The following is a 22,197-nucleotide window of genomic DNA, read 5'->3' on the forward strand; positions in this document are numbered from 1 at the left end:
ATTTACCAAGACAATGTGGAATCAGGTTTTATTTTTCCATTATGGAGAGCAGAACCAATCAAAACGTTATCCGCCCCCAGATCACGAATTAGTGGAAGTTCATCCCCCTGAACACCACCACCAATTATTAACGAAGTTTTAATTTTATTAAATTTTATAATAAGCTCCTTGTTGATACCTTTTAGCGTTCCTACCCGTGATATATCCAGTAATATGGTTTCTTTAGGTTGAAATTCATCAATCCAGCTAAATAAATCTTCAAATTCCATAGATACCATTTGACTCAGGATTTTTCCATCCTTCACATCCACACTTAGTACTATTCGGTCCTGGTCTAGGGACTGGAAGATTTGACTAAGATCCTCCAGGTTTCTCAATGTTTCGGTGGCCACAATGACCTCCCTGGAATAGTTAAGAGCTTCTCTCACAGTTTCAAGATCATTTGCTCCACAGTCCAACATAACCGGAAGAAAGTGATTTATCATTGACACTAATTCCAGATTGGAACCTTTACTCTCTATGGAATCCAGGTCGGCAATATATATACGTTTGAAACCGCATGCCGAGATTTTTTCCGAAATTTTAACTGGGTCTGCAGATTTATGGAAAATAGTTTTAAGTGGCTGGTAGGTGTCTCTTTTCCCGGATTGGCCTGAAACTGCTATTTTATCCTTTAAATCCAGTACTGGTATAATCATTGTACCCTCTATTTTAATCAATAATAATCCTTTAGCAGATGACACATAAACATTTGCAGAAGATTAATTATATAGTTTTATAAAGAGTTTTTAATATACTTATATTAGAGAACGGTCTTAGAATAGAAATAGTAGTAAGAAATATTCATATATGTGTACAGTTTAATATCATATTAAGGTAAGGGTGTTAAGATGATTAGTAAGAATGAAATAATGGAAACTGTTCTGGAAAATGATGTGGAGTTCATCAGACTGTGGTTTACCGACCTTAATGGTATACTGAAAAGCTTTGCCATAACTAATGATGAACTTGAAAATGCCTTAGAAAGGGGTATGGGCTTCGATGGGTCCAGTATTACTGGCTTTCAGGATATAGAGGAATCAGACATGATCGCCATGCCCGACCTAAACACCTTTGCCATTTTACCATGGAGGCCCAGAGAAAAAGCTGTGGGTCGTATGATCTGTGATGTACTGCAGCCAGGTGGTGATCCTTACGAAGGAGATCCCCGATACGTTCTTAAGAGAGCTCTGGCACGGATGGAAAAAATGGGATTTGACCACTTTTATGTAGGTCCTGAACTGGAATACTTCTACTTCAAATCGCCCGAAAGACCAGAACCACTGGACCATGGTGGATACTTTGACCTAACTCCCCGGGACATGGCTTCCGATCTCCGTAGAGATACCGTACTGGCCCTTAAAAACCTGGGTATTAAGGTGGAGTACTCTCACCACGAGGCGGCGGTCTCCCAGCACGAGATAGACATGCGCTATGATGATGCTCTGAAAATGGCCGACAACATGGTAACTTACCGGCTGGCAGTGAAGGAAATAGCCAGTAACCACGGAGTATATGCCACTTTTATGCCCAAACCCATCTACGGAGAGTATGGATCCGGCATGCACACCCACCAATCCCTTTTTAAGGGGAACAAAAACGTTTTCTTTGATTCTGATGATTCATTCCACCTTTCAGATTATGCCAAGTCTTACTTGGGCGGAGTTCTTAAGTACTCCAAGGAAATGGTATCCATCCTGGCTCCCTGGGTGAATTCCTACAAAAGACTGGTTCCTGGTTACGAAGCTCCTGTTTACGTGGCCTGGTCACGAAACAATCGCTCGGCCCTGATTAGAGTTCCCCAATACCAACCAGGCCGGGAGTATGCCACCCGAATCGAAGTTAGATGCCCAGATCCTTCTGGAAATCCCTACTTACAGTTAGCAGTGATGCTCATGGCCGGACTGAAAGGAATAGAAGAGGAATGTCCCCTGCCAGAACCAATGGAACTTAATCTCTATGAACTCAATGATGAAGAAAGAATTAAAAAGGGAATAGAAATTTTACCTTCCAGTTTAGAAGAGGCCATAAGATATGCTGAAGAGTCTGATTTGGTGGAGGAAACTCTGGGTCCACATTCTTTCCGAAGATTCATAACCCTCAAAAAATTGGAATGTGAAGAATACAACCGCCAGGTAACAGATTATGAGATAAAAAAATATTATCCTATACTATAATTTAAAAAAATTTTTTATTTAATTTTTTAATAATTTAATAAAAATAAGCTCTTTAAAGCCCTTAATAGGGAAGTAGGGAACCAATGGCCAGATCCCCACTTCCAGCAAGGAGGTTATATTATTTAGATAATTGATTACTGTAAGCAGGGCATCTCTTAGTACGTTTGAGCTTAAATGTTGATTTAGATGCCCTGGTTCAATATAAAGGGATATATGGCCCAAAAAAGAGCCATTATTCCCGGGATTTGCCATGGTGTCTGACAAAATTAGTTGTATCTGACCTTATAAATACTTTTTTATATTTTAGTATTACTATGATACTAAAATAGCCTTTAATTTTATTACTAAATGTCTAACTAAAACGGATCCAATTACAAATGCTATTAACACGAGAAAATTAATCTTCCATAAATCTATCAGTAATCAGAAGCGCCTGTTCAACCGCTTCATCTGCAAGTTTTTCGGGGTTAACCTTTGATAGATCATCTAAAAATAGTTCCACAGTCACATCCACATCCAAACCCTTGTTGAAAGTAAGTTCAACATTTATATCCATATCTATAACTTCTTTCTTGGATACCATGGACAGGATGTGATCCTGGGCGGCCTGCGCCGCCCTAGTGGAAAGTTCATCCAACTCATTTTCGGTAAGTTTCCTCAATTACCCATCCCCGGTTGCATCCCGGTGGTTTGCATGGCTTCCTGTATGGATTCCTGCATTTCCTGAAGTTTTTTCATGACCCGTTCTTCCTGACGCTTTATGGTCTTCTCTCTAAGTTGGAGTGTTTCCAGTTTTTCCTCCAGTTCCTCGGTTAAAGAAACCTTTTCGACCTTTATAAGCAGGTTACCAGCAGTTTTGTAAACATCAGCCTCATCTTCAGATTTTTTCAGCTCTTCCAGGGCTTTTTCTGTTTCACGGGTTTGTAAATCCACGTTCTGCTTCTGCATGGATATGGCCTGGGCCTGTTGCTGCATTTGCTGGAACTGAGCCAGTTGATGTTGAATATTTTGGGGTATCTCCATTTTATCACCTCAATTATTAGATGTTCCGTGCTCTATTACGTTTTTTAATGACCATATAAATTAAATAATCCCATTAACCAAACTAGCTTAACTCTAATACCTGGCAGGATAAATTTATCCACCTTAAATAAGAGTTAACAGATGCTCTTAACGAGGTGGAGTCTCTGGCCTGTACTTCCAGGATGAGTTTTTTATCCTTTATCTTCATCCAACTCCTGGTTCGAGATGAATGTGAAAATTTTATTTCAGGTTTCAAAGCTTCATAGATTATCTCGGCTTCTTTCCGGCTATCTAGTTCAACTTCAAGTTGAATCTCAACTCCCTGAAGAATCACTAAAAGCAACCCCTTTCCAGTCTTTCAGATATATTCTGGGTCGTATCAAGTTCCCTTTATTATCGAAAAACTCCATTACCGTTCTTTGAGTCTGGCCGGTCTTTTTTATGCAGATTAGATTGGAACTTTTGTAATTGGAAATTTCATTACTATCCAACCCAATCTTTAGGAAGTTACTCAGGAAGTCGGATAGTGCCGGTTCTTCACATTGAAGAGTCAAATTTTCGGTATGAATCTTACCCGAAGGTTGAGAAAGGTCCGTGCTGATTAAGATGTATGCTTCTGGTTCTTCATTACCAGTGAAAAATTCTAGACGGCTGGGATTTCCATACCTCTCCGAAATGACCATCACTGAATCGAAGCCAAGTTCTTTAGCCTTCAGGAAAACTTCGCGTAGGCTCATCTTCCCCCGGTTAAGATATCGAGCTGGTAAAACCCTTTCCAGGGCACGACCAAAGCTTCGGGTTCTTTGTGATGGTTTCCGGGAGGTGGTTATCAACATGCCTTATCGGGCCTTTACTGACCTTCTAACTGGAGGTATTTCCTTAAATAGTATCCTATAACGGCAACTGGGACACTTGGATTCTGTGTATCCTTTTACATCCACCAGAGTACCGCACTTAGAGCACTTGTACAACTTATAGTCCTCCAACTATCCTTTTTATGTTACGAGCAGCAGTCTTACCCATTGGGGTGGATGGCATGTAAGCTCCACCCGTAAATACGGTGTTGCACTTTTTGCACTTCCAGATTCCTCGAGAAACCCTCTTAACAGCGGGTCGGTCACATTGAGGACAGATGTGCTTCTTCTTCATATTTTCTTCTATGGTCTTAACGGTTTTCTTAGCTTTTCTACCGTAACGAGGACCGAATCTGCCGGTTATACCGACTTTTTTGGTTCTTGCCATTAGTATCACCTTGATTTTTAATTATTCAACTTTTTTAATGTAACTTTTTTAATGTAACTATTGTTTAAGACTTAGGGAGGTACTTGAAAAGTTCTTTGGTCTTTTCTTGAGCAATATCAATGGCCTTAAGGATTTCTTCCTTTTCAAAAGGCCTTTCACCACCCTTTTGCATGGAGCAGATGGTGCCGTCACTGCGGACACCTATGGATATGCGAGCCCCCATAATACTTTCTTCTTCAAGGGATGGGTCGGATACTAGTTCTTTACCTATCTTGGCCATAGTAGACATTACGGTCTTCCCGTTGAGTGGTAAAGGTTGCATATTTTCGTGATCAACTACCACTTCATCATCCTTAACAGTAGCTGTAGGGATCTTGGTGTCCATTAGAGCAGCCATAGCTCCCAGGGCGGCGGCGTCCATGAGGTTACCATCGTAGTCCAGGATGTGCATGTCGATAAAGATCATCCATACCTTCTTTCCAGGAATTAAGGCCAGTTTCTCCAGGTCAATGATCTTACCTTCCCTTATACCACGGTCAGTTACCCTGGAAAGTTCTACTGAACGTTCATCAGGAGGCCCTGGTTCAAAGTTAGGAGCAGCCATGGGAACCAGTTCAGAATTAGTCATGAAAACTCCCACGTTAGGAGTGTCCGGGAATGGTTCACCAATTTGTGGCTTGATACCAATCATTATCTGAGTGTTACCTATTTTAACCCTGGCAGAACCTTCTGCCTTCTTAATTACCCCAGTTTCCAGGGATATTTCCCGGTACTGGTCTAAAGCCCTGCCGTCGGTTCTCTCACCCTTGTTTATGAGGTTAGTTACACTTACTCTTGTAATTTCAGGAACTACAGGCTGCATCTTAATCACCACCATACCTGTTCTTAATGGCCTTTTTCTGTTCTTCACTAATCTTCATACAGCCTTCCTTAGCCAGATCCAGGGCCTGTTCAAATTCGTCTTTGGTCAGTTGACCATCCATCTGCAGCAACGTGATCTCACCAGTACGTGGCATGATGGCCACTGGAACATCGGCCTCTCCTTCCTTATCTTCCCATTCAGAAAGATCCATTACTATCTGGCCATTAGCCTTTCCGGCAGCACAGGCCGCCACCATATCTCGCATGGGTATTCCTGCATCAGCCAAGGCCACCGATGCCGCAGTTATACCCGCGCATCGAGTTCCTCCTTCTGCTTGGAGCACTTCTATGAATACGTCAATAGATGATCTGGGGAATTTTTCCAGGAATACTGCTGGAGATAATGCTTCAGACGTGAGTTTAGATATTTCCAGGGACCTACGGTCTGGACCAGGTCTTTTCCGATCTTCCACTGAAAAGGGAGCCATGTTATACCGACAGCGTAATACGGCCATATTAGGCTTTAAAAATCGTCGTATATGGAATTCTCGTGGCCCATAAACAGCGGCTAAGACTTTGTTGTCCCCGAATTCAAGATAAGCAGATCCGTCTGCCCTTTCTAAGACTCCAGCTTCTATTTTTAAGGGCCTTAACTCATTATAAGCCCTCCCATCTGACCTTTCGGAGTTTTTTCCTTCTAAATCGCGATTGGTTATAATAGTAATCACCCCTATTGAATTAATTCCTCTTTGTAATCTTCTTCCTCTTCTTTCTCTGCTTCTTCCTCAATGCCCAGTAGCTGGTTTAACATTTCTCGAACCCGGTCGGTTAAGCCAGAGGTGTGTGCTTCTGCTTCAATGGTTTTTATAACCTTTTCCACTACCCTTTCCATCTCTGGTTTTCCTTTTACCCATACCAGGCCATTCTGACCCACCACCACTTCACATTTGGTGTGGTCTTTGATCATGTTAATCATGGATCCCTTCTTGCCGATCAGGCGGGGCACCTTGGTGGGAGTTATTTCCACCAGTATTCCTCCCCTAAATTTACCCAGGCCACGTCCTTTAAGACCCAGTTTAACCTTTTTAACCTCATCCACGTCCACGACCCTCATGAATAGTATATCGCCTACGTCGAAGGCTTTGTTCATGTCACGTTTTTCTCTTCCAAAGACATCTGAAGCAGGTAGGATTCCTGAATAAGGAGAGTTAATATCCACATTCCACATGGAGAATCTTACTTCTGTGATTTTCCCAATGACCACATCTCCCCTCTTGGGAATGTACTTGCTTTGCAGGGGTAGTACACTTATTTTATCATCACGTATGGCCACCAGACCTACCAGGGCTGAACAGACTTTAGTGTCATCCTTAAAAGTCCCCCTACCTGCGTAGTATTCTCCTTCTGCCAGAACCTCCCCTGGAACCACTATATCTTTATCTTCTACTAGTATCACTTTGTGCCTCCTTTATCAGGCCTAAAAAGAAGTTTATTTCATTAATTTAGTTTCCACCTGTCCATGGGTAATCTCACTCAGTTTTTGGTAGAAACTATCCTGGAGACCGCCTGGTATCTCTACCACAGCTATCCAGGAGCCATCTTGTTGCCATTCTTCTTTCTTGGTTTCTCCGTATTCAAGTATTACGCCATGGACCTTCCCAGTGGCATCTCCAGGTATCCTAATGGCCACCCTCACCTTTTCGAACCTTATGGGGATCTTAGTACGGATGGCCTTTAAAACCGTGTTAACCTGTTCGTCCACGCTTTTAAAGGGATCAACATGAATTTTAGCCTCTTCCATAGCAATTTCTATCCTTCTAGCAGGATGGGGAAGCTTAGTCTGGGGATTTATAGCTTCTCTAGATATTTTAGCCACTATACTCCTTCTTTTTTCTTCCTGCATATCCCTTCGTTGTTGGGCGGTGAGCTGTACATTTCCTTTCCGGATAATGGTGGCTGCCGCCTCCAGGGGGTCTGCAGTCTGGAAGGCCTTCATCATAGCTTCTTCTGAAGCTTTATCCCCTTTTTTGGCGTCCTTAAAAACCTCTTCCACGGCCAGTATTTCATCAATATTGATTGGTTTTCCCCTTTTTAAGTCAGATGCCAGATCTGGATCTACCAGAACTTCAAATCTCTCCCCGTAATATTCTAATCGGGCTATAACAGCATCTTCCAGGGTTACCATATTTTATTCCTCTTCTTCCTCGTCCTCCTTGGACTTTCTGATGAGGAGTTCTTCTACATGTTCAGAAATCTCATCATCACTTAGTTTACGGTACCCGTGGGTTTTTTTCTCAATGACGGCTATTTCCACACTTTCGTTGGTTGTTTTACCTTCAGTTGCTTCGTAAACAGCATCTAAGGCCAATTCCATAGCATCGGCGAGTGTTATATCTTCGGTGTAATCCTTTTCAAAGACTTCCATAGCCACTGCTCTTCCCGCCCCGATGGCCGTGGCCTTATATTCTATAAGAGCACCACTGGGATCGGTCTCGAAAAGACGGGACCCATTATCGTTGACTCCCGCAATGAGTAGGGCAGAACCGAAAGGCCTAACCCCCCCGTGTTGGGTGTACAACTGTTTCATGTCACAGATCTTTTTGGCCAGTATCTCCACTGCTATGGGTTCGTTGTAGGTTATCTTGTTTACTTGTGATTCCAACCGGGCTTTTTCTATTAGGACCCGGGCATCAGCCACCAATCCAGAGGTGGCGGCCCCAATATGATCGTCGACCTGGAATATTTTTTCTATAGATTGGGGTTCTACCAGTTTACTGGAGGGTCGTTTATCCACCACCAGTACTACTCCTTCACTTGATTTTACCCCCAACGAGGTGGTACCTCTTTTGACAGCTTCTCTGGCATATTCAACCTGAAATAGCCTTCCGTCAGGGCTGAAAATAGATATACCTTTATCGTATCCTGCTGCTCCTGCTAATGGTTGCATGGTTTATACCTCTCTATTTTGAATGAAGAAATGAACCTTACCAAGATTTGGTTTCGGTAAGAATAAAACTATCCATTCATTCATCTTCTTCCTTTAATTTAATAAACTTTTTTACTGCAGAGTTAATGGTACCCGAAATTCCTCTGGTGTAAAAAACCACCTTTTTTCCATTAAATCGGGTTACAACTGGCAATATAGCCCTTACTTCATCTAAAGATTCTCTTCGACATCTAATTATGCCCCGAATTCTATTATAATCTGAATCAGGACAATTCCATATTTTAACAACCCATAAATCAAATTTACTGGTCCCACAGACTCCATACATATGTAGGGATGTGTCCCACAATAGGGAAATAACATCCTCCCTTTTTAGCGGGAGTTGAGATATGGCTTCAAAGGCCAGGTATCTTTTCTTCTCTCGAAGATGAGTGGGAAGTATCTTCAGCTTCATGGATCCTCTTATCGAATGGCTTTGGGAAGAGCTACTGGAGACTAATCCAGAAGACGTACCCCGGATGATATTAATTGATGTCTGAATTTATTATTCTCAATAATAGCCCCTGGAACATTTGATAACGCAGAAAAGGCGGTTTCTTTATCCATCCCAAAACAGGATGACAACGCCATCAAATCCCTAGGGCTACGAAGGTCATAAAGGGAACGGGCTCCACTGGTTATGACCAGAGAGAAATCAAACTTTGATTTCAATTTTAAAAGTTCTCTGAATTGTGCTAGAACCTTCTGACGACGATGATTTCGGTTGTGGAGGAAATATCCAATATTAATTTCTACAGCTACGTTATTTTCTGCTGCTTTTTTGGCAAGTACATGGTTAAAGCCACTGTCCCTTCTTCGCTGGTAGGGATGGGTTAATACATCGACTCTAGCATCCTCCACAGCTGCTCGATTAATTTTTATATCTCCCCCATGCACCAGGAGGACATCGGTCTTTTTCCTAAACTTTTGAATCTTTCTTCTGAGGTCTTCCGGGTTTTTAGCTCTGATCTCAACACCTTGAAAAGTAGAAATCTTACCGGGGATGTCAGAATTTTTATAAGCTTTAAATTGGTCTTTATGCCCATTAAGGTTAGAAGATGATTCTTCAGATGATCTTACCAGAACCAATCCCTGGTAACCCATTTTCCAAGCATCCTTGGTTATTCCTGGGTAAAAATGAACGTGAAGATCAATGAACATCCTCTTCACCAAATATCTGTCGGGCGATTTTTAGGGCAGGATCTTTACGGGCTGGATATGCGGCTAACTTCAGTTTAAGATGGATAGCATCTCCATGTTCCACTACCTTAATTTCACCCAGATAGGCTCTTTGTTTGTCGAATCTTAAAAAGAAGTTACCCTTATCATCGATTTTACTTTCAAGGCCTCTTAAAATTCTTTTCTTGTCGGAAGTTTTAATATTCTCAAGACTTTGTAAAAAAGATTTAATATCCTTTTTTTTATCAGTTTTACCCTTAAGAATAATAATTTGGTTTTTATGGTGGCCTTCTATGATTTCTTTCTCAGGTTTAGAAAATGGAAGAATGTTTGAAAGTGCAGTACGCACTCTATCCTCATCTTCAGTTCCATAAACTAGGGTTCGGTAGGCTATGTTATGAATCACTGCCCTTCATCCCTATAATAAGGTTTGAATATTCCCATAAGGGAATTGTTGGCTTAAGGAAATAAGGCAGGTAATTACCTGACCTTTTCTTTCCCTTTACCTCTTCCGCTCAGTCCTCTGTTTTTCTTCCCTTCACTGGTAAGGCCCCTGAAAACTCGACCTTTCTTGTTAGATTGACAGATCCAGTTTATTTTAGGGTCATTTTTTATGACCGGATGGTGGGGATCAACCAGTATGACTTCGTAGAACTGGAATTTTCCATCTTCCCAAACCCAGTAGGAGTTCAAAACTTCTAGATTAGGGTAATGGCGGGATACTCGTTCCTCAGCTATACGCTGAATGGATTTTTTTGGGGTGATCTTTTTTACACCCATCCTCTTAGGTTTCCTACCGGCGGTAAAACGAGATTTTCTTCTTCCACCACGACGGACCCGTGTTCTGACAACCACATAGCCTTTTTTGGCTTTGTAGCCTAGAGACCGTGCCCGGTCGATTCGGGTAGGTTTGTCTATCCTTTCGATTACACTTTCCTTTCTCCACAGGGGAGCGCGTTTCTGCATCAGTTCTTTGACGTAAGAATCGTCAGGGTTATTCCAAGCTTCACTAATATACTTATACATATAATACACCTCTTTTGTTCAGCTTTCGCCACATCCACGGGATTTATCCCAAAAAGAGTTTCGCTGCTAGAAATAGCGAGTATTGTTATTAGGTCAGGAGTATTTAAAAAGGTTGTGTTTAGGAATTGTTAATCAGATCAGTTTATGCCAATAATATAAGTGATCATCATAATCTGAGTTCAGAAGCCACCGGATTATCATCCAAGTCTTTTTATATATAAACGTGCCCAGGTAAAGGCAACTGCACTTCCTGCGGTGTTTCCTGCAACTATCCCCCACCATACTCCCTGCTGTCCCCATCCTAGAGGTATCGCTAAAAAATATGAAAATACGGCTACAAAAATTAACTGTCTTAATACGGTTAATATAAGTGAATTAATCCCTTTGCCCACTCCCTGAAAGATGGACCCAGACATAACCCCTGGTGGCACGAAGATATAAAAGAAGCACATCACTTGAAGGAAGGCAGCGATGGTGGGTGCCAGGTAGGCTGTTTCTGGTGAGTATGCGAATATCATGGCGATGTATGGTGCAAAAACAAAGGTTAGAACGCTGGTAAGAAGGGCCACGATTAGACCCACCTTTATGGAGTAGGTGTGAGTGATAGACAGGTTTTTAGTATTTCGGGCCCCATATGAGACACCGGCCACCGCTACCACCGCTGTTCCCACTGCTATGATGGGTAAGATGGCCATCATCACCACCCTCCACCCGGCAGAGTAAATGGCCACGGCATCGGTACCAGCCACATTTACGAGCAGTCCATTTAAAATAGCCACCACCGAGGACATGACCAGGAACTCCACACTAGCAGGTAATCCCACCCCCAAAATGGATTTAACAACCTTAAAATCAGGGATGAAATTCTTCCAGGATAAAGTAACGTAGGTGTCCTTCTTTTTGAAAAACCAGTATAAAAGGACCCCGGAAACCATGGCCTGAGATATCACCGTAGCCCAAGCCGCCCCGGCAATGCCCAGTCCTGCCGGGTAAATCAGGATGGGATCCAGAATTATGTTAACCACCGCAGATATGATCATGGCATACATGGTCCTCTTAGTATCTCCCTCTGAACGGAGAATTCCATAGGCCGCGCCAGTAAAGAGCATCAGTATGGTACCCGCAAAGATGATTTGGCCATAATTAACTGCCAATTCAATGGTTTTCCCGGCTCCCAGAGTTAGAAGTGTAGATTGGAGAAATATTTCCAGCCCTATGGTCAGGACAATAGAAACAATGATGGTGATGATTATGGTGTGCATGGCGGTGTTGTTTACACCCCTCTTGTCATGGGCACCTATACAACGGGATATGGCAGAAGTGGCCCCGGCACCGATACCGTTGGAAAGGCCAATCAATATCATGAATAAGGGGGTTACAAAACCCACAGCTGCCAGGGCATCTCCACCCAATCCCGAAACCCAGATGGCATCCACCAGATTGTACATGGAGGATAAAACCATGGCCACAATCAAAGGGCCGGATAGTTTTAAAACCGCCTTTTTAGGGTCTCCAGTGATTAATGAAATTCCTTCGGTTACTTCGGGAGAAGGAGAATCATCAGATTTTTCATTTTGCACGTTTATTACCTACTTAAATTGAAATAAGATATGGTTCCATTCCTCTAAAAGGGATATTTAAAGACGTATTTACTTTAAGACGTATTTTACTTCAAGTTATTTCAGCCACTTTTATATCCCATAATGGGAAAAATAGAAGAAAAAAGGTCAAATTCACCTTAAAATGGTTAGATAACATGGTATATAAATATGTGGTAGCGACTCTTTAGAATAAAAAAGGCGCCAAAATACTAATCCGACCTAAAAAAATAAAAAAATTGATAAGGCTTATACTTACCTTAAATATTCTTTATTCCCCGATTATTTCGTAAAGGGTGCGCATGGCCTTGGTGAAGGGAGGATTACCTGAGGTTAACAAAACCACCCTCAGAACATCCACAATCTCATCCTTGGTGATGTCAAATTCCTTCATGGCACTCTGCATTTGTTTCTTCATAGCCCGGTCATCAGAGGCTGCTGCAGTGATACCCAGGGCTATTAGCTTCTGAGTACGGTAATCCAGAACTCTACCAGTATATGCTGCTTCATTAAGAGCAACCACGGCCTGATAAATATCTGGATAATCCTTCTTAGCATGATGTATGCCTTTTCCGTAGAAAACGTCTTCTTTCATCTCATTACCTCCCCAAATATATCTACTAATCTTATTTTATGTTCTATATCTCTTATATAATTTTTTAATGTGAAATTTCTAAAGCTTTAATCCCATAGAATAATGATTGAAAAATGACAAATTAGTTTCATAAACATAGAAAGCAACGATTAGTTTAGTTAGATTGTAATTAACTTCACTGAACCATCATGGAGAGATTAATCATAATAGGAGTTTTCTAATGTCATTTTTAAGCCTCATCGTGAAAAATCCCTTCCGGAATAAGACCAGAACCGTACTAGCCGTGGTAGGCATAGCCATCGGCATAGCCACCATCGTGGCCCTGGGTATTATCACTGACGGGCTCAAGGTATCAACTGAGGAAACTCTTAAGGCAGGGGGCGCCGATTTCACTGTGGTAGAGGCTAACGTGTCTGATATGTTCCTTTCAAAGATAGAAGAAGACTATACCGATAAAATTAAAAATGTCAGTGGGGTGGAAGACGCAGTAGGGGTGTTAACCTCGGTGCAACCCGTGGGAGGAAATCCCTATTTCGTGGTGATAGGTATCGAACCCGAGAAATTATCTCTGAGCGGCATGAAAATCACTTCAGGAGCTCAGTTCTCTACGGGAGATGCCAAAGAAATAATTATTGGCAAAGTAGCTGCTGAAAAGTTGAATAAAACTGTGGGAGATGCTTTGACAGTTGGAAAAGAAGAATACCAAACTGTCGGAATCTTTGAGACCGGTGACCTGCAACAGGACGGAGGGGCCTTCATGTCCCTGGAGAATGCGCAGAAGATTGAAGATCAACCGGGTAAGGTCACCATGATCTACGTTAAGATCAAAAAGGATGCTAAAGTGGAAGAAGTGACTGAAACTGTAGAAGACCAATATGGGGAGAACGTTACCACCATTTCTTCCCTAGAAGATTTACAAAATGTTGATCAGGGCTTAAACACAATCGACACCGCTTCCTGGGCAATATCACTTCTGGCCATTGTAATTGGAGGTATAGGAGTGATAAACACCATGATAATGTCAGTATATGAGCGTACACGGGAGATTGGTGTCTTGAAAGCCGTGGGATGGAAAGACCGGAGAATACTTTCCATGATCTTAGGTGAATCAATCGTTTTAACCTTTTTAGCAGGTATAGTTGGAATCCTCCTGGGCCTGGTGGCCATCCAAGCCTTAATAGCCCTGGGTATGGGTAGCTTCATTAAGCCCGTATACTCTCCTTCAGTATTCTTAAAGGCCCTGGGAGTGGCACTGACCGTGGGTTTGATTGGAGGATTTTACCCCGCCTATCGTGCCAGCCGTTTACCACCAACCGAAGCTCTACGTTATGAATAAAAAAATCCTAATTTAAAGTAATTTTAAAGACGAATGGAAAATAAATTAAAAATGTTAAAGGGGTCCCTTATCAGGATGTCCTTCCCTCATACCCATTCCTGCTTCTCTTTTTAATTTATCTGGTTTGAAAAGCATTTTAACCAAATTCTGGGCGTGTTCTCGTGCCCGGTTATCAGCCAGGAATTTGAGCTCCTTCTCATCCACACCCTCATCCTCGTGGACAAAAACCTCTAAGATGTGAGTATTGGTCATTAACTGGGCCTGAATGAGACCGGTAGATGCTTCATGGGCACAAGTTTTATCCATTTTCTCCGGACCCGGCATTCCCATGGCCATGACCATGTCACATCCTTCCTCGTCGATAAGTTTCTTGCAGGCTACCGGTAAGTCCTTAACACCAGGGACAGTGCGCCTAATAATCTTTAAATTACCCACATGCTGTTTTATTTCATTTATAGCTGCAGATGCCATGTCATAGCGTGCAAATGTGGTGTCACATATTCCGATCTTCATATCTATCACTTGAGAATCTTCAATTACTCCGGTTTTAGTCATTTTCTTACTGAAAATCTTGAAACATTTTCTATGAGGTTATGTTTCTTGTTAGTTGGTTAAAAATATACATCATTCGAATCAGTGGGTTGGTCTACACTGGAAGTGGAGCTTCTCTGGTGCGCTCGGCAACACCCCTACTCACAATGAAACTTTCTTAAGTATGATTGAACGATTTACATTCCCTCTCTGCCCCCCAGTAAAGATGATGGGATAGATGAAAAAAATGTGTGTTTTCCTTTAATTTCAGGATGCGGGAGGGTAATTCAATATTGGAAAGATTATGTCAATTAATGGTGGTGATGCTGATGGCTGGAGTTACCCCTCGAAGTTGGATAATCCGTGCCTAAATAGGATTACTCCATGTGTATTGGGTTGTACAGCTTTGATTTCTGCTAATATGGTACTTGCACTCTTAGGAGTTAGATTTTTGTCGGATTGATAGGTTTCAAGTCCGGCTATGATTTTTCCCGGGTATATGAAGTTGAATACTTTAACCCAGTTTCTTAATCCGGTTATTCCCTGTCCGTAGTCGCCTTCATATAGCATGGGGACTATGTAGTCGCAGTATGGTGCTATCAGGTAGTAGTATTGGTTTCCATCCCATAACTCAGGTTTAACACAAACGTAAAACGTTACCCCCCTGGTGGCTAATCTCATGGATTTAATTTGTGGAATATATGCTGACATATTATGGGTTTCCACATCTAATAGAACTCCTATTTTCATTTGAGAGACCTGTGAGGCGTGACTAAACCCTGGGTATACCCAAGCGTTGGTTTTTATTCCCACAGCATCGCCCTTTGTTTTGGCTTCGGATAGTACTGATAAATAATTATCATTTGTTACTAAAACGTATATATCTGTAATTCCAACACTTTTTAAAGCGGTAAAATTGATTTCCGATATGGGCGTGACCCGGGGGTTTATAAAATAGCCCACGACAAAACCAGTCTCAATCAATGGGATATTATACCAAGAGGTTACCGTGCTGGTGTAAGGTACCGGTACTTCACTTATGTTAATGGTCTTTGTAGTAGTGAAATTCCCTGCTGCAGCTACGCATCCAGAATTTAAACCTAATGTCAAAATAAATAGTACTAGAATTGATACTATCCTTCTGTAAATAAATTTAACCACCTTCAAAATTATTCGTATCTATATTAGGATATTTTAGGATATTCAAGTTACCTTGATGAAAAGTATTTTCTCATCAATGGTCAGTACAATGCAATAGAACTTCTCTGGTTGAAATTAGTTACTTAATCTTGGTCCTCGGCCAATATGTTCTCTCGGCCAATTTCTTTTCTGGTGGCAGTTTTATTACCGGCTTACATGGACGGGTGGGATTCGATTACACCAGGGCATTTCTTTTTCAAGCGAACTTGCTATACGTATTAGTGCATCTTCCTCCCCAAACCTAGCCATGAACTGGATCCCTATGGGTAAACCAGACTTGCTCTGTCCGAGAGGCAATGTAATCGCCGGTTGTCCAGTCACATTCGCAGCGGTTGTGTGCACTTTGGTTTCCTCGCAGAGACGCATATAACCCTCATAGTCAACGTCTGTCCGCATTTTCGAGTACTTTCCATGTGGCTCTGGTAATTTGTTCAAGGTGGGTGTGAGCAACATGTCATATTTTTCGAAGAATTTCCCAAAGGTTCGTCGGAATTTGTTCAAGACGAATTCTGCCATGAACATGTCAGCGGCTGTAAGCCCCTTGGAGTACTGATAAAACGACAATAGCACCGGTTCAACAGTCTCTTCGCTTATTTTTCGCCCCATCACTGCTGCGAACATATCAAGCCCCACATCCATTCCGAATGCCCACGCTACACATACCGCATGTAGGTATTCCTCATAGTCAAAAACTGGGCTGGCCTGAACCAGTTCATGACCTGCTCTTTCACATTCGGAAACTACTTGCTCCACACAGCGGACTATTTCTGAATCCACGGAACCTTCAGGTTGCCAAGAGTCCACGGTCCAAGCTATTCGCAGGGCCTCAGTTGGAGCATTCAATTCTTGCGCATAAGGTCGAACGGGCTGCCTTATGATAAAAGGATCACCAAGTACAGGCTGCCACCGCGTCTAACATCAGAGCAGTATCCCGGACAGTTCGACTTAAAACAAACTCCTGTAACATTCCCGGCCACAACTCCCCGATATCCGGACCAAGTGTCACGCGTCCACGAGAGGGCTTCAATCCGACCAGTCCACAAGCACTTGCTGGAATGCGAATCGAGCCACCATTATCACTACCATGTGCCATCGGCACAATACCCGCTGCGATACTCGCTGCAGCCCCACCACTGGAACCGCCGCTCATGATATCCGGATTCCAGGGATTGTTAGTCACACCAACCAATTCAGATTCCGTTGAGATTCCCAACGCAAATTCAGGCGTTGTTGTGCGGCCCAACAGGGTCAAACCCGTTTTCTTGAAAAGCCCTGTCAAGAATGAGTCATTGTCTACAACGTGTCCTCTCATGAGCTTAGATCCGCTCTCCTGATGCCGTCCTCTTTCGCCGGCGCCAATATCCTTCATCAAGAACGGCACCCCAGCGAATGGACCATCAGAGATTTTTTTTATCATCCAAAAATTTGATACGGTCAAAGTATGCCTCTATGACAGCATTGATTCTTGGATTGACCTTTTCAAATGCTTCCAAAAAAAGTTGTGCAAGTTCCTTCGGTGAAACCTCCCCCCTTGTGACTAAATCAGCTATTGCAACACTTTCAAGCTTAGAATACTCTAACAAGTCCATACAAGGTACTCCTCATTATTTTTGCCTCATGTATTTAGCCTACCCATTTCACATTTAAATTTTTTATATTCAATTATAATTTGAAATCCAGAAATGATAAATTATTCTCATCTCTTGGCAAACACCCATCCTATTATCATTTTATCTCAAAGTCTCTTTCAATTAGTTAATCATTTCGTTAGGGTCGGATAAGCGTGTGTTTTTGATGAATTTAAACTCCCCTATGCTAACTACCTAGCAGCTTATGATGAATGAAATTTTTATTAATCCCTAAAAACATATTATACCATGAAAAAAGTTAATTTAATAAAATAGGGGGTTATTTAACTTGAAAAAGTATTTTTTGGCCATCATACTGCTGTGTGTGGTGGTGGCAGCGTCAGGATGTTCCATGCAGGGCACTGGATCAGGAAAATTGGTCAATCAGACTAAAAGTGTAAGTGGAGTAAATCAGGTGTCTTTAGATGGAATAGGGACCTTAATCATTCAACAGGGTGACCAGGAGTCACTAACCATTGAAGCCGAAGATAACATCATGCCACATATACAGAGCAATGTGAATGGCGACAGGCTGGAACTCAAATACGACACCAACACACCTTCCCCTACTAAAACTGTGAAGTTTTATCTAACTCTAAAGGACCCAAATACCATTTCTCTTTCTGGTGCGGGAAAAGTAGAATCCACGGGACTTAAAACTAGCAGTCTGACACTCTCAATTAATGGTGCGGGTGAAGGTAACATGAGCGGGTTGGATCTTGGTAAACTGACGGTGAACATATCTGGAGCAGGTAGAGTGGTCATGGCCGGGAAAACCACTGAGCAGACCGTCACCATATCTGGAGCAGGAGAGTACTTCGCCAGGGAACTTCAGAGTAACACTGCCACCATGACCATAAACGGAGCTGGTAAAGGAACTCTAAATGTCAGTGGGATCCTTAACGCCATTATTAATGGTGGGGGAGAAATCAACTACCTTGGTAATCCTCAATTGAACCAGCAGATAAATGGGGCTGGTAGCATCAAACAAATTACCTAAGAAACCCATTTTTCCCATCTTTTCTTTTTTTAATTCCATTTAGAATAAATTTGATTATAAGCTGATTAATTAAATTTAGATTAATTTTAAATTAAAAAAGAAGTAAAAAAGTAAGTTTGGATTCTAGAATCCAAATGACTTCTCTAAAAGTTCTATGTTCACGTATCCCTCCCGGAATACTTCGCCAGTTCTAAGGTCGTTTATGACTACTTCGGCTGGTGCAAACATGCCCTTGTCGATCTGGTAGAAATCAAAGTTGGCTTCTTTGAAAACCTCGTAAAATGGTTTTCCATAGCCATCGGCAGCAGATGATGGTAGTTTCTCAGCTATTGATTTAATATCATCACCTTCCTCAGATTCTATGTAGTAAAAAGTTCTTCCTCCGAACAGTACAGCGTCGTTGGTTTTCCCCATGGCCTTCAAACCGTCGGTGTCAACTGGAGCGATAGGTGCTATACCAGCCGCGTATTTAACCTTGTTCACATCGAAATGAAGTGCTTCCAACATTTTGTAGGTACCATTCTCTACCACTCGTCCTGATATCTGGATGGATCCCACCAGAGATGAGGTGGGCGCTACCAGTAAATAAACGTTCTCTGGATCCACACCACAATCCTGGGCAATGGCTTCTGTTACCTCCACACCCGGTAAGGTGTCTGCTTCCAGGGTGAGAATGGCCAGGTCTGCTTCATCCTTGTATCCGATCTCTTCATAAGTTTCAGCCGGTTTAAGAGCCAGAGCACGAGCAGGTCCTGATCCCAGGGCGAAAAAGTCACCTACACTAACTGACCAGCCTGCTTTCTGGGATCCCAAAGTTGAGATGGATGGGAAGTCAGTTTTAATCTTCACAGCAGGAAGGGCCAATGTTTTTGAAAGGTCACCTGGGATGGATATGCCCACTTCGGCCAGACCGCCCAGACAGACCTTGGTGTACATTTCACCGGCTTTGAAACTTCCAGTTACATTAACCCCTGCATCTATGATGGTTGAACCGTTCTCCAAGTTCTCTACGGCCAGATTAAGTTCTTCAGCCTTTTCAATCATTAAATCAACAGTTTTCTTAGCTTCCAGATTGACACTTAACATTTGTTCACCTCTAAATGAAAGTAATAATCACCTTATTTCTCATTATTCCAGCTAATTTTTAAGTTTTTTTATTTTTCCTTACCAAAAAAAATAGATTTCATAGTCTTCAGACCCATTTTTAGAGAGTTGGACCCTATTTTTAGAGAATTGAACCCTTCTTAGACCCTTCTTGCTTCGTCGAAGTTAACCTCGTAGATGTGGGCACTGATAGAATGAATGGTAAGGGTTCCCACATCCACCCCCACCTCCTCCGCAACGTAACTGGCCAGATGGGTTAATCCTACTGCATTGGGGAACCAGGCCCCGTATATATCATGGGAACGCCATAATCCTGTAGTTTGGAGTTTCCCATCCCTGATTTTGAAGTCGACGATGATCATGCAGGGCACCTCATCATTTTGAGTATCAGTGAGAGGATCCCAGGTTATGGATATGGCCCTACGGGACTCTTTACAGTTATTTAGACGATTTATTGCTTCCTGTATCTGATCAATGCCCTGAAAGTGTTTTCGAAGTCGGTTACCATAAGTATATATGAATCCCTGTTGATCGTCGGATAAAAACTGTTCTGCATATTTTTCCAGCTTTTCTCCTCGCCAGAAGTAACCTTCAGGTATATCAAGTTTAAGGGGCTTCTGGATGTTAACCACGGTGTTTAGAAGTTCTAATGTCAAAGAACCACGTTCATCATTGATTTCTATTCCATTATTTATAATTCTCTTAACCAGGCTCTCCCAACCCAATTTTATGGTGGGGGCTCTTATTAGGATAGCCATTTTACTGCCTCCGTCATGTTTTTCAGTTTTTGCATTGCCGACTCCCGTTTTAGCATTCTCATACCACAATCAGGGTCGATAATAATTTTTTTATCTCCAATCGTATCCATACCCCTGCTAATTAGATTATAAATTTCTTCCGTGCTTTCCACCTGTATGGTTTTGGTATCGATACATCCAAACCCTATCTTCTTTCCTCCCAGGTCTACATTTTCCAAAAGAGCAAGATTGATAGGATTACCCGCAAATTCAAAGTCCAATATATCCACAGGAAATTTAAGTATTTCGGGAAATACGTTGCTTAAATCCCCACAGACGTGCATGGCCAAGGGTATCTGCAGTTCCTCATTAATTAATCCCATGGCCCGATGGGCAATGTTGAGATCAGCCATTCCTGTGGAAAGGAAGGGTTCATCCACCTGAATATAAGCAGCTCCTGCGTTTTGCAGATCCAGGGCCTCTTTTTTCATGACCACTGCCATATCCAGTATCGCCCGAGATCTATCTTCCTGACGGTAAAATCCGTCTATTCGGGAGGACAGGACCATGGTGGTGGGCCCGGTGATGATCCCCTTGACTCCATAAACGTCTTTTGAGAATTGGTTTCCACTAAATACATTTACAGATTTTTTAAAACTAGGTTCCAGCCTATTTGCAATTTGAAGAGTCTTTTTCAGGTCTGAAACACCAATAGAATTAATGGTAGGATTTATTTTTCCAGTTATTCTAGAAATACCTTCCTCATACTCCATTCCCGGAATGGACCGGGCGAAAAGTTCCACCATACTACCCCGCACTTGACCATCTGATATCAAGTTCACTCCTGCTTCCACCTGATCATGGACTGCTATCTCTAATGCACGATGATATGGATCGTATGATCCAAAAAAACTGGATATTTTTTGGCCCCAGGACGATGGAGCGTGCGTATTTGCCGGATAACTCCCAACCACAGTTGTTAACATGATATCTCCTTTAGTGTTAATATTAAGATACCATACTATAAAAAATTAATTAACGGTGATTTCAAAAGCACTTTAGTTATAAAAACCTATTTTTAACTTTAATATCAAAAAAAAAGACATGTGGATTAAAAAACTGTAAAACTGGACTCAATATCCCAAGAATAGCTATATTGCCATGGATTCTATGATTTGAATTTCCTCTTCAGGTACTGGTATCTCTACCACCGCAGTTCCATAGCAGGGTTTGGTGTAGGGTAACATTATGGTGCCCTTTTCATCATCTACACCTATAGGGACTGGGGGAATTCCTATTATTCTGGCTCCTACTATTTTGGCACCGGCCGGTACATGTACCACCCTTTTAGCATTTTTTTCTATGAATTTAGCACAGTCCTTAAAACCAGACCGGTTAAGATGTATGGTGTAATCTTCAGATTCTCGCAGATAGGTATCCAGACAGAACATCACACCGCCTCCAGTGCTTTTAAAGCCCGGTCCAGACGAACCCTGATAGGCGTGGGGTTGTGGTAAGCCCGGGCCGATACTATATCTGCGTTGGTACTAGATTTTATGGTTTCTTCGAAGGATTCTAACTTTTCAGCGTCACGATGGAATACCAGAGCTATGCTTTTAGTATTAAGTATGTAATAAAATGTGACAAAGTAGGAAACTGCAGCATCTTTATGTGCAAAACCAATTAATAAGTGATAATCTCCCTCTTTAATTGTATCCAGGCAAGATTCTAAATCAATTTTATTTTTTATATAGTACCCTTCCGGATCTGAAACTTCCAGGAGTTTCATGGCTGAGGGAGTGCTTGCCAGAGTGACCTCAAAGCCCATTTTATCAAGTTTATACGCAGTGTACATGGCTAAGGGAGTTTGAGAAGGTGATTCTGGACATCCTAAAAGTATAAGCGCCTTTTTCATCTGCTTTCTCCTATTGTTTT

General features: G+C 42.1%; 31 protein-coding genes. 3 read left to right on the forward strand and 28 right to left on the reverse strand.

Features of this window, described 5'->3' with window-relative positions; translation table 11 throughout:
• Nucleotides 1–2: 2 nt before the first annotated feature.
• Nucleotides 3–698, reverse strand: a complete 696-nt coding sequence (locus FGU46_RS02465) for a HisA/HisF family protein (RefSeq protein ID WP_286476182.1) — start codon at nucleotides 696–698, stop codon at nucleotides 3–5.
• A 192-nt stretch (nucleotides 699–890) separates the two neighbouring features.
• Here FGU46_RS02465 and FGU46_RS02470 point away from each other — a divergent pair, with 192 nt between their 5' ends.
• Nucleotides 891–2,216 (forward strand): glutamine synthetase family protein, encoded by a 1,326-nt coding sequence (locus FGU46_RS02470; RefSeq protein ID WP_286476184.1) that lies wholly within the window; start codon nucleotides 891–893, stop codon nucleotides 2,214–2,216.
• Nucleotides 2,217–2,613: 397 nt separating this feature from the next.
• Here the strand turns inward: FGU46_RS02470 and FGU46_RS02475 are convergent, their stop codons facing one another.
• The 17 genes from FGU46_RS02475 to FGU46_RS02555 all read right to left on the reverse strand — a co-directional run bounded on the left by FGU46_RS02475 (nucleotide 2,614) and on the right by FGU46_RS02555 (nucleotide 12,726).
• A complete protein-coding gene (locus tag FGU46_RS02475) occupies nucleotides 2,614–2,877 on the reverse strand; it encodes a DUF3194 domain-containing protein (protein ID WP_286476189.1) in 264 nt (87 codons plus the stop codon).
• Nucleotides 2,874–3,239 carry a prefoldin subunit beta gene (locus FGU46_RS02480; protein ID WP_286476191.1) on the reverse strand — a complete coding sequence of 122 codons (366 nt, stop codon included), beginning with the start codon at nucleotides 3,237–3,239 and terminating at the stop codon, nucleotides 2,874–2,876. Before FGU46_RS02480 ends, FGU46_RS02475 begins: the two co-directional genes overlap by 4 nt.
• An 82-nt stretch (nucleotides 3,240–3,321) precedes the next feature.
• Nucleotides 3,322–3,573, reverse strand: coding sequence for a KEOPS complex subunit Pcc1 (locus tag FGU46_RS02485; RefSeq protein WP_286476193.1), 252 nt, complete (start codon nucleotides 3,571–3,573; stop codon nucleotides 3,322–3,324).
• The gene (locus FGU46_RS02490; protein WP_286476195.1) at nucleotides 3,554–4,075 is read right to left on the reverse strand and encodes a Brix domain-containing protein; all 522 of its coding nucleotides are present in this window, start codon (nucleotides 4,073–4,075) and stop codon (nucleotides 3,554–3,556) included. The genes FGU46_RS02485 and FGU46_RS02490 overlap by 20 nt, the downstream gene beginning before the upstream one ends.
• A gap of 3 nt (nucleotides 4,076–4,078) precedes the next feature.
• Complete coding sequence (locus FGU46_RS02495) at nucleotides 4,079–4,210, reverse strand: DNA-directed RNA polymerase subunit P (protein ID WP_286476198.1); 132 nt, start codon at nucleotides 4,208–4,210, stop codon at nucleotides 4,079–4,081.
• A gap of 1 nt (nucleotide 4,211) precedes the next feature.
• Complete coding sequence (gene rpl37A, locus FGU46_RS02500) at nucleotides 4,212–4,481, reverse strand: 50S ribosomal protein L37Ae (protein ID WP_286476199.1); 270 nt, start codon at nucleotides 4,479–4,481, stop codon at nucleotides 4,212–4,214.
• A gap of 64 nt (nucleotides 4,482–4,545) precedes the next feature.
• Complete coding sequence (gene rrp42, locus FGU46_RS02505) at nucleotides 4,546–5,343, reverse strand: exosome complex protein Rrp42 (RefSeq protein WP_286476201.1); 798 nt, start codon at nucleotides 5,341–5,343, stop codon at nucleotides 4,546–4,548.
• 1 nt (nucleotide 5,344) lies between these two features.
• The gene (gene rrp41, locus FGU46_RS02510; protein ID WP_286476203.1) at nucleotides 5,345–6,070 is read right to left on the reverse strand and encodes an exosome complex exonuclease Rrp41; all 726 of its coding nucleotides are present in this window, start codon (nucleotides 6,068–6,070) and stop codon (nucleotides 5,345–5,347) included.
• A gap of 2 nt (nucleotides 6,071–6,072) precedes the next feature.
• Nucleotides 6,073–6,798: an exosome complex RNA-binding protein Rrp4 gene (gene rrp4, locus FGU46_RS02515; protein ID WP_286476205.1), complete on the reverse strand. Its 726-nt coding sequence runs from the start codon at nucleotides 6,796–6,798 to the stop codon at nucleotides 6,073–6,075.
• A gap of 33 nt (nucleotides 6,799–6,831) precedes the next feature.
• Entirely contained in the window at nucleotides 6,832–7,527 is a 696-nt protein-coding gene (locus tag FGU46_RS02520) for a ribosome assembly factor SBDS (protein ID WP_286476206.1), read from the reverse strand.
• A gap of 3 nt (nucleotides 7,528–7,530) precedes the next feature.
• Nucleotides 7,531–8,289: an archaeal proteasome endopeptidase complex subunit alpha gene (gene psmA, locus FGU46_RS02525; RefSeq protein WP_286476208.1), complete on the reverse strand. Its 759-nt coding sequence runs from the start codon at nucleotides 8,287–8,289 to the stop codon at nucleotides 7,531–7,533.
• A 76-nt stretch (nucleotides 8,290–8,365) separates the two neighbouring features.
• On the reverse strand, nucleotides 8,366–8,743 hold the full coding sequence (locus FGU46_RS02530) for an Rpp14/Pop5 family protein (protein ID WP_286476209.1): 378 nt from the start codon (nucleotides 8,741–8,743) through the stop codon (nucleotides 8,366–8,368).
• Between the two features lie 41 nt (nucleotides 8,744–8,784).
• Nucleotides 8,785–9,489 (reverse strand): ribonuclease P protein component 3, encoded by a 705-nt coding sequence (gene rnp3 / locus FGU46_RS02535; protein WP_286476211.1) that lies wholly within the window; start codon nucleotides 9,487–9,489, stop codon nucleotides 8,785–8,787.
• Nucleotides 9,479–9,913, reverse strand: a complete 435-nt coding sequence (locus FGU46_RS02540) for an RNA-binding protein (protein WP_286476213.1) — start codon at nucleotides 9,911–9,913, stop codon at nucleotides 9,479–9,481. The genes rnp3 and FGU46_RS02540 overlap by 11 nt, the downstream gene beginning before the upstream one ends.
• Before the next feature lie 74 nt (nucleotides 9,914–9,987).
• Complete coding sequence (locus FGU46_RS02545) at nucleotides 9,988–10,533, reverse strand: 50S ribosomal protein L15e (protein WP_286476215.1); 546 nt, start codon at nucleotides 10,531–10,533, stop codon at nucleotides 9,988–9,990.
• A gap of 197 nt (nucleotides 10,534–10,730) precedes the next feature.
• Nucleotides 10,731–12,113 (reverse strand): MATE family efflux transporter, encoded by a 1,383-nt coding sequence (locus FGU46_RS02550; RefSeq protein WP_286476217.1) that lies wholly within the window; start codon nucleotides 12,111–12,113, stop codon nucleotides 10,731–10,733.
• Between the two features lie 289 nt (nucleotides 12,114–12,402).
• Nucleotides 12,403–12,726 carry a carboxymuconolactone decarboxylase family protein gene (locus FGU46_RS02555; RefSeq protein WP_286476219.1) on the reverse strand — a complete coding sequence of 108 codons (324 nt, stop codon included), beginning with the start codon at nucleotides 12,724–12,726 and terminating at the stop codon, nucleotides 12,403–12,405.
• Nucleotides 12,727–12,946: 220 nt separating this feature from the next.
• On the opposite strand from FGU46_RS02555, the gene FGU46_RS02560 reads away from it, so the two are divergent.
• Nucleotides 12,947–14,062: an ABC transporter permease gene (locus tag FGU46_RS02560; RefSeq protein ID WP_286476222.1), complete on the forward strand. Its 1,116-nt coding sequence runs from the start codon at nucleotides 12,947–12,949 to the stop codon at nucleotides 14,060–14,062.
• Between the two features lie 54 nt (nucleotides 14,063–14,116).
• Here FGU46_RS02560 and ribC read toward each other — a convergent pair whose 3' ends face one another.
• The 5 genes from ribC to FGU46_RS02585 form a co-directional block, all read right to left on the reverse strand.
• Nucleotides 14,117–14,575, reverse strand: a complete 459-nt coding sequence (gene ribC, locus FGU46_RS02565) for a riboflavin synthase (protein ID WP_286478494.1) — start codon at nucleotides 14,573–14,575, stop codon at nucleotides 14,117–14,119.
• 357 nt (nucleotides 14,576–14,932) lie between these two features.
• Complete coding sequence (locus FGU46_RS02570) at nucleotides 14,933–15,760, reverse strand: alpha-amylase family protein (RefSeq protein ID WP_286476224.1); 828 nt, start codon at nucleotides 15,758–15,760, stop codon at nucleotides 14,933–14,935.
• 177 nt (nucleotides 15,761–15,937) lie between these two features.
• Nucleotides 15,938–16,672 carry an amidase family protein gene (locus FGU46_RS02575; RefSeq protein WP_353619907.1) on the reverse strand — a complete coding sequence of 245 codons (735 nt, stop codon included), beginning with the start codon at nucleotides 16,670–16,672 and terminating at the stop codon, nucleotides 15,938–15,940.
• Nucleotides 16,673–16,679: 7 nt separating this feature from the next.
• Nucleotides 16,680–17,210 (reverse strand): amidase family protein, encoded by a 531-nt coding sequence (locus FGU46_RS02580; RefSeq protein WP_353619908.1) that lies wholly within the window; start codon nucleotides 17,208–17,210, stop codon nucleotides 16,680–16,682.
• Complete coding sequence (locus FGU46_RS02585; RefSeq protein WP_286476228.1) at nucleotides 17,191–17,382, reverse strand: hypothetical protein; 192 nt, start codon at nucleotides 17,380–17,382, stop codon at nucleotides 17,191–17,193. Before FGU46_RS02585 ends, FGU46_RS02580 begins: the two co-directional genes overlap by 20 nt.
• 328 nt (nucleotides 17,383–17,710) lie before the next feature.
• Here FGU46_RS02585 and FGU46_RS02590 point away from each other — a divergent pair, with 328 nt between their 5' ends.
• The gene (locus tag FGU46_RS02590) at nucleotides 17,711–18,421 is read left to right on the forward strand and encodes a head GIN domain-containing protein (RefSeq protein ID WP_286476230.1); all 711 of its coding nucleotides are present in this window, start codon (nucleotides 17,711–17,713) and stop codon (nucleotides 18,419–18,421) included.
• A gap of 123 nt (nucleotides 18,422–18,544) precedes the next feature.
• On the opposite strand, the gene mch is transcribed toward FGU46_RS02590, so the two are convergent.
• From mch to FGU46_RS02615, 5 genes are all read right to left on the reverse strand, one after another.
• Nucleotides 18,545–19,507, reverse strand: coding sequence for a methenyltetrahydromethanopterin cyclohydrolase (mch, locus tag FGU46_RS02595; protein ID WP_286476232.1), 963 nt, complete (start codon nucleotides 19,505–19,507; stop codon nucleotides 18,545–18,547).
• Between the two features lie 158 nt (nucleotides 19,508–19,665).
• Nucleotides 19,666–20,283: a thymidylate synthase gene (locus FGU46_RS02600; RefSeq protein WP_286476234.1), complete on the reverse strand. Its 618-nt coding sequence runs from the start codon at nucleotides 20,281–20,283 to the stop codon at nucleotides 19,666–19,668.
• Nucleotides 20,271–21,248 carry a methionine synthase gene (locus FGU46_RS02605; protein ID WP_286476236.1) on the reverse strand — a complete coding sequence of 326 codons (978 nt, stop codon included), beginning with the start codon at nucleotides 21,246–21,248 and terminating at the stop codon, nucleotides 20,271–20,273. Before FGU46_RS02605 ends, FGU46_RS02600 begins: the two co-directional genes overlap by 13 nt.
• 165 nt (nucleotides 21,249–21,413) lie before the next feature.
• Nucleotides 21,414–21,716 carry a DUF1894 domain-containing protein gene (locus FGU46_RS02610; RefSeq protein WP_286476238.1) on the reverse strand — a complete coding sequence of 101 codons (303 nt, stop codon included), beginning with the start codon at nucleotides 21,714–21,716 and terminating at the stop codon, nucleotides 21,414–21,416.
• On the reverse strand, nucleotides 21,713–22,177 hold the full coding sequence (locus FGU46_RS02615) for a DUF1890 domain-containing protein (protein ID WP_286476239.1): 465 nt from the start codon (nucleotides 22,175–22,177) through the stop codon (nucleotides 21,713–21,715). The genes FGU46_RS02610 and FGU46_RS02615 overlap by 4 nt, the downstream gene beginning before the upstream one ends.
• Between the last annotated feature and the right edge of the window lie 20 nt (nucleotides 22,178–22,197).

The sequence above is a fragment of the Methanobacterium sp. CWC-01 genome, from assembly GCF_030323845.1.
Taxonomy (GTDB): Archaea; Methanobacteriota; Methanobacteria; order Methanobacteriales; family Methanobacteriaceae; genus Methanobacterium; species Methanobacterium aridiramus.

Bases quoted from the DNA above. Each gene is read 5' to 3' on its own strand.
- FGU46_RS02465 (WP_286476182.1), bottom strand. From the start codon at position 698: ATGATTATACCAGTACTGGATTTAAAGGATAAAATAGCAGTTTCAGGC.
- FGU46_RS02470 (WP_286476184.1), top strand. From the start codon at position 891: ATGATTAGTAAGAATGAAATAATGGAAACTGTTCTGGAAAATGATGTG.
- FGU46_RS02480 (WP_286476191.1), bottom strand. From the start codon at position 3,239: ATGGAGATACCCCAAAATATTCAACATCAACTGGCTCAGTTCCAGCAA.
- FGU46_RS02490 (WP_286476195.1), bottom strand. From the start codon at position 4,075: ATGTTGATAACCACCTCCCGGAAACCATCACAAAGAACCCGAAGCTTT.
- rpl37A (WP_286476199.1), bottom strand. From the start codon at position 4,481: ATGGCAAGAACCAAAAAAGTCGGTATAACCGGCAGATTCGGTCCTCGT.
- rrp42 (WP_286476201.1), bottom strand. From the start codon at position 5,343: ATGCAGCCTGTAGTTCCTGAAATTACAAGAGTAAGTGTAACTAACCTC.
- FGU46_RS02520 (WP_286476206.1), bottom strand. From the start codon at position 7,527: ATGGTAACCCTGGAAGATGCTGTTATAGCCCGATTAGAATATTACGGG.
- psmA (WP_286476208.1), bottom strand. From the start codon at position 8,289: ATGCAACCATTAGCAGGAGCAGCAGGATACGATAAAGGTATATCTATT.
- FGU46_RS02530 (WP_286476209.1), bottom strand. From the start codon at position 8,743: ATGAAGCTGAAGATACTTCCCACTCATCTTCGAGAGAAGAAAAGATAC.
- rnp3 (WP_286476211.1), bottom strand. From the start codon at position 9,489: ATGTTCATTGATCTTCACGTTCATTTTTACCCAGGAATAACCAAGGAT.
- FGU46_RS02545 (WP_286476215.1), bottom strand. From the start codon at position 10,533: ATGTATAAGTATATTAGTGAAGCTTGGAATAACCCTGACGATTCTTAC.
- FGU46_RS02555 (WP_286476219.1), bottom strand. From the start codon at position 12,726: ATGAAAGAAGACGTTTTCTACGGAAAAGGCATACATCATGCTAAGAAG.
- FGU46_RS02560 (WP_286476222.1), top strand. From the start codon at position 12,947: ATGTCATTTTTAAGCCTCATCGTGAAAAATCCCTTCCGGAATAAGACC.
- ribC (WP_286478494.1), bottom strand. From the start codon at position 14,575: ATGAAGATCGGAATATGTGACACCACATTTGCACGCTATGACATGGCA.
- FGU46_RS02580 (WP_353619908.1), bottom strand. From the start codon at position 17,210: ATGATAAAAAAAATCTCTGATGGTCCATTCGCTGGGGTGCCGTTCTTG.
- FGU46_RS02585 (WP_286476228.1), bottom strand. From the start codon at position 17,382: ATGGACTTGTTAGAGTATTCTAAGCTTGAAAGTGTTGCAATAGCTGAT.
- mch (WP_286476232.1), bottom strand. From the start codon at position 19,507: ATGTTAAGTGTCAATCTGGAAGCTAAGAAAACTGTTGATTTAATGATT.
- FGU46_RS02600 (WP_286476234.1), bottom strand. From the start codon at position 20,283: ATGGCTATCCTAATAAGAGCCCCCACCATAAAATTGGGTTGGGAGAGC.
- FGU46_RS02605 (WP_286476236.1), bottom strand. From the start codon at position 21,248: ATGTTAACAACTGTGGTTGGGAGTTATCCGGCAAATACGCACGCTCCA.
- FGU46_RS02615 (WP_286476239.1), bottom strand. From the start codon at position 22,177: ATGAAAAAGGCGCTTATACTTTTAGGATGTCCAGAATCACCTTCTCAA.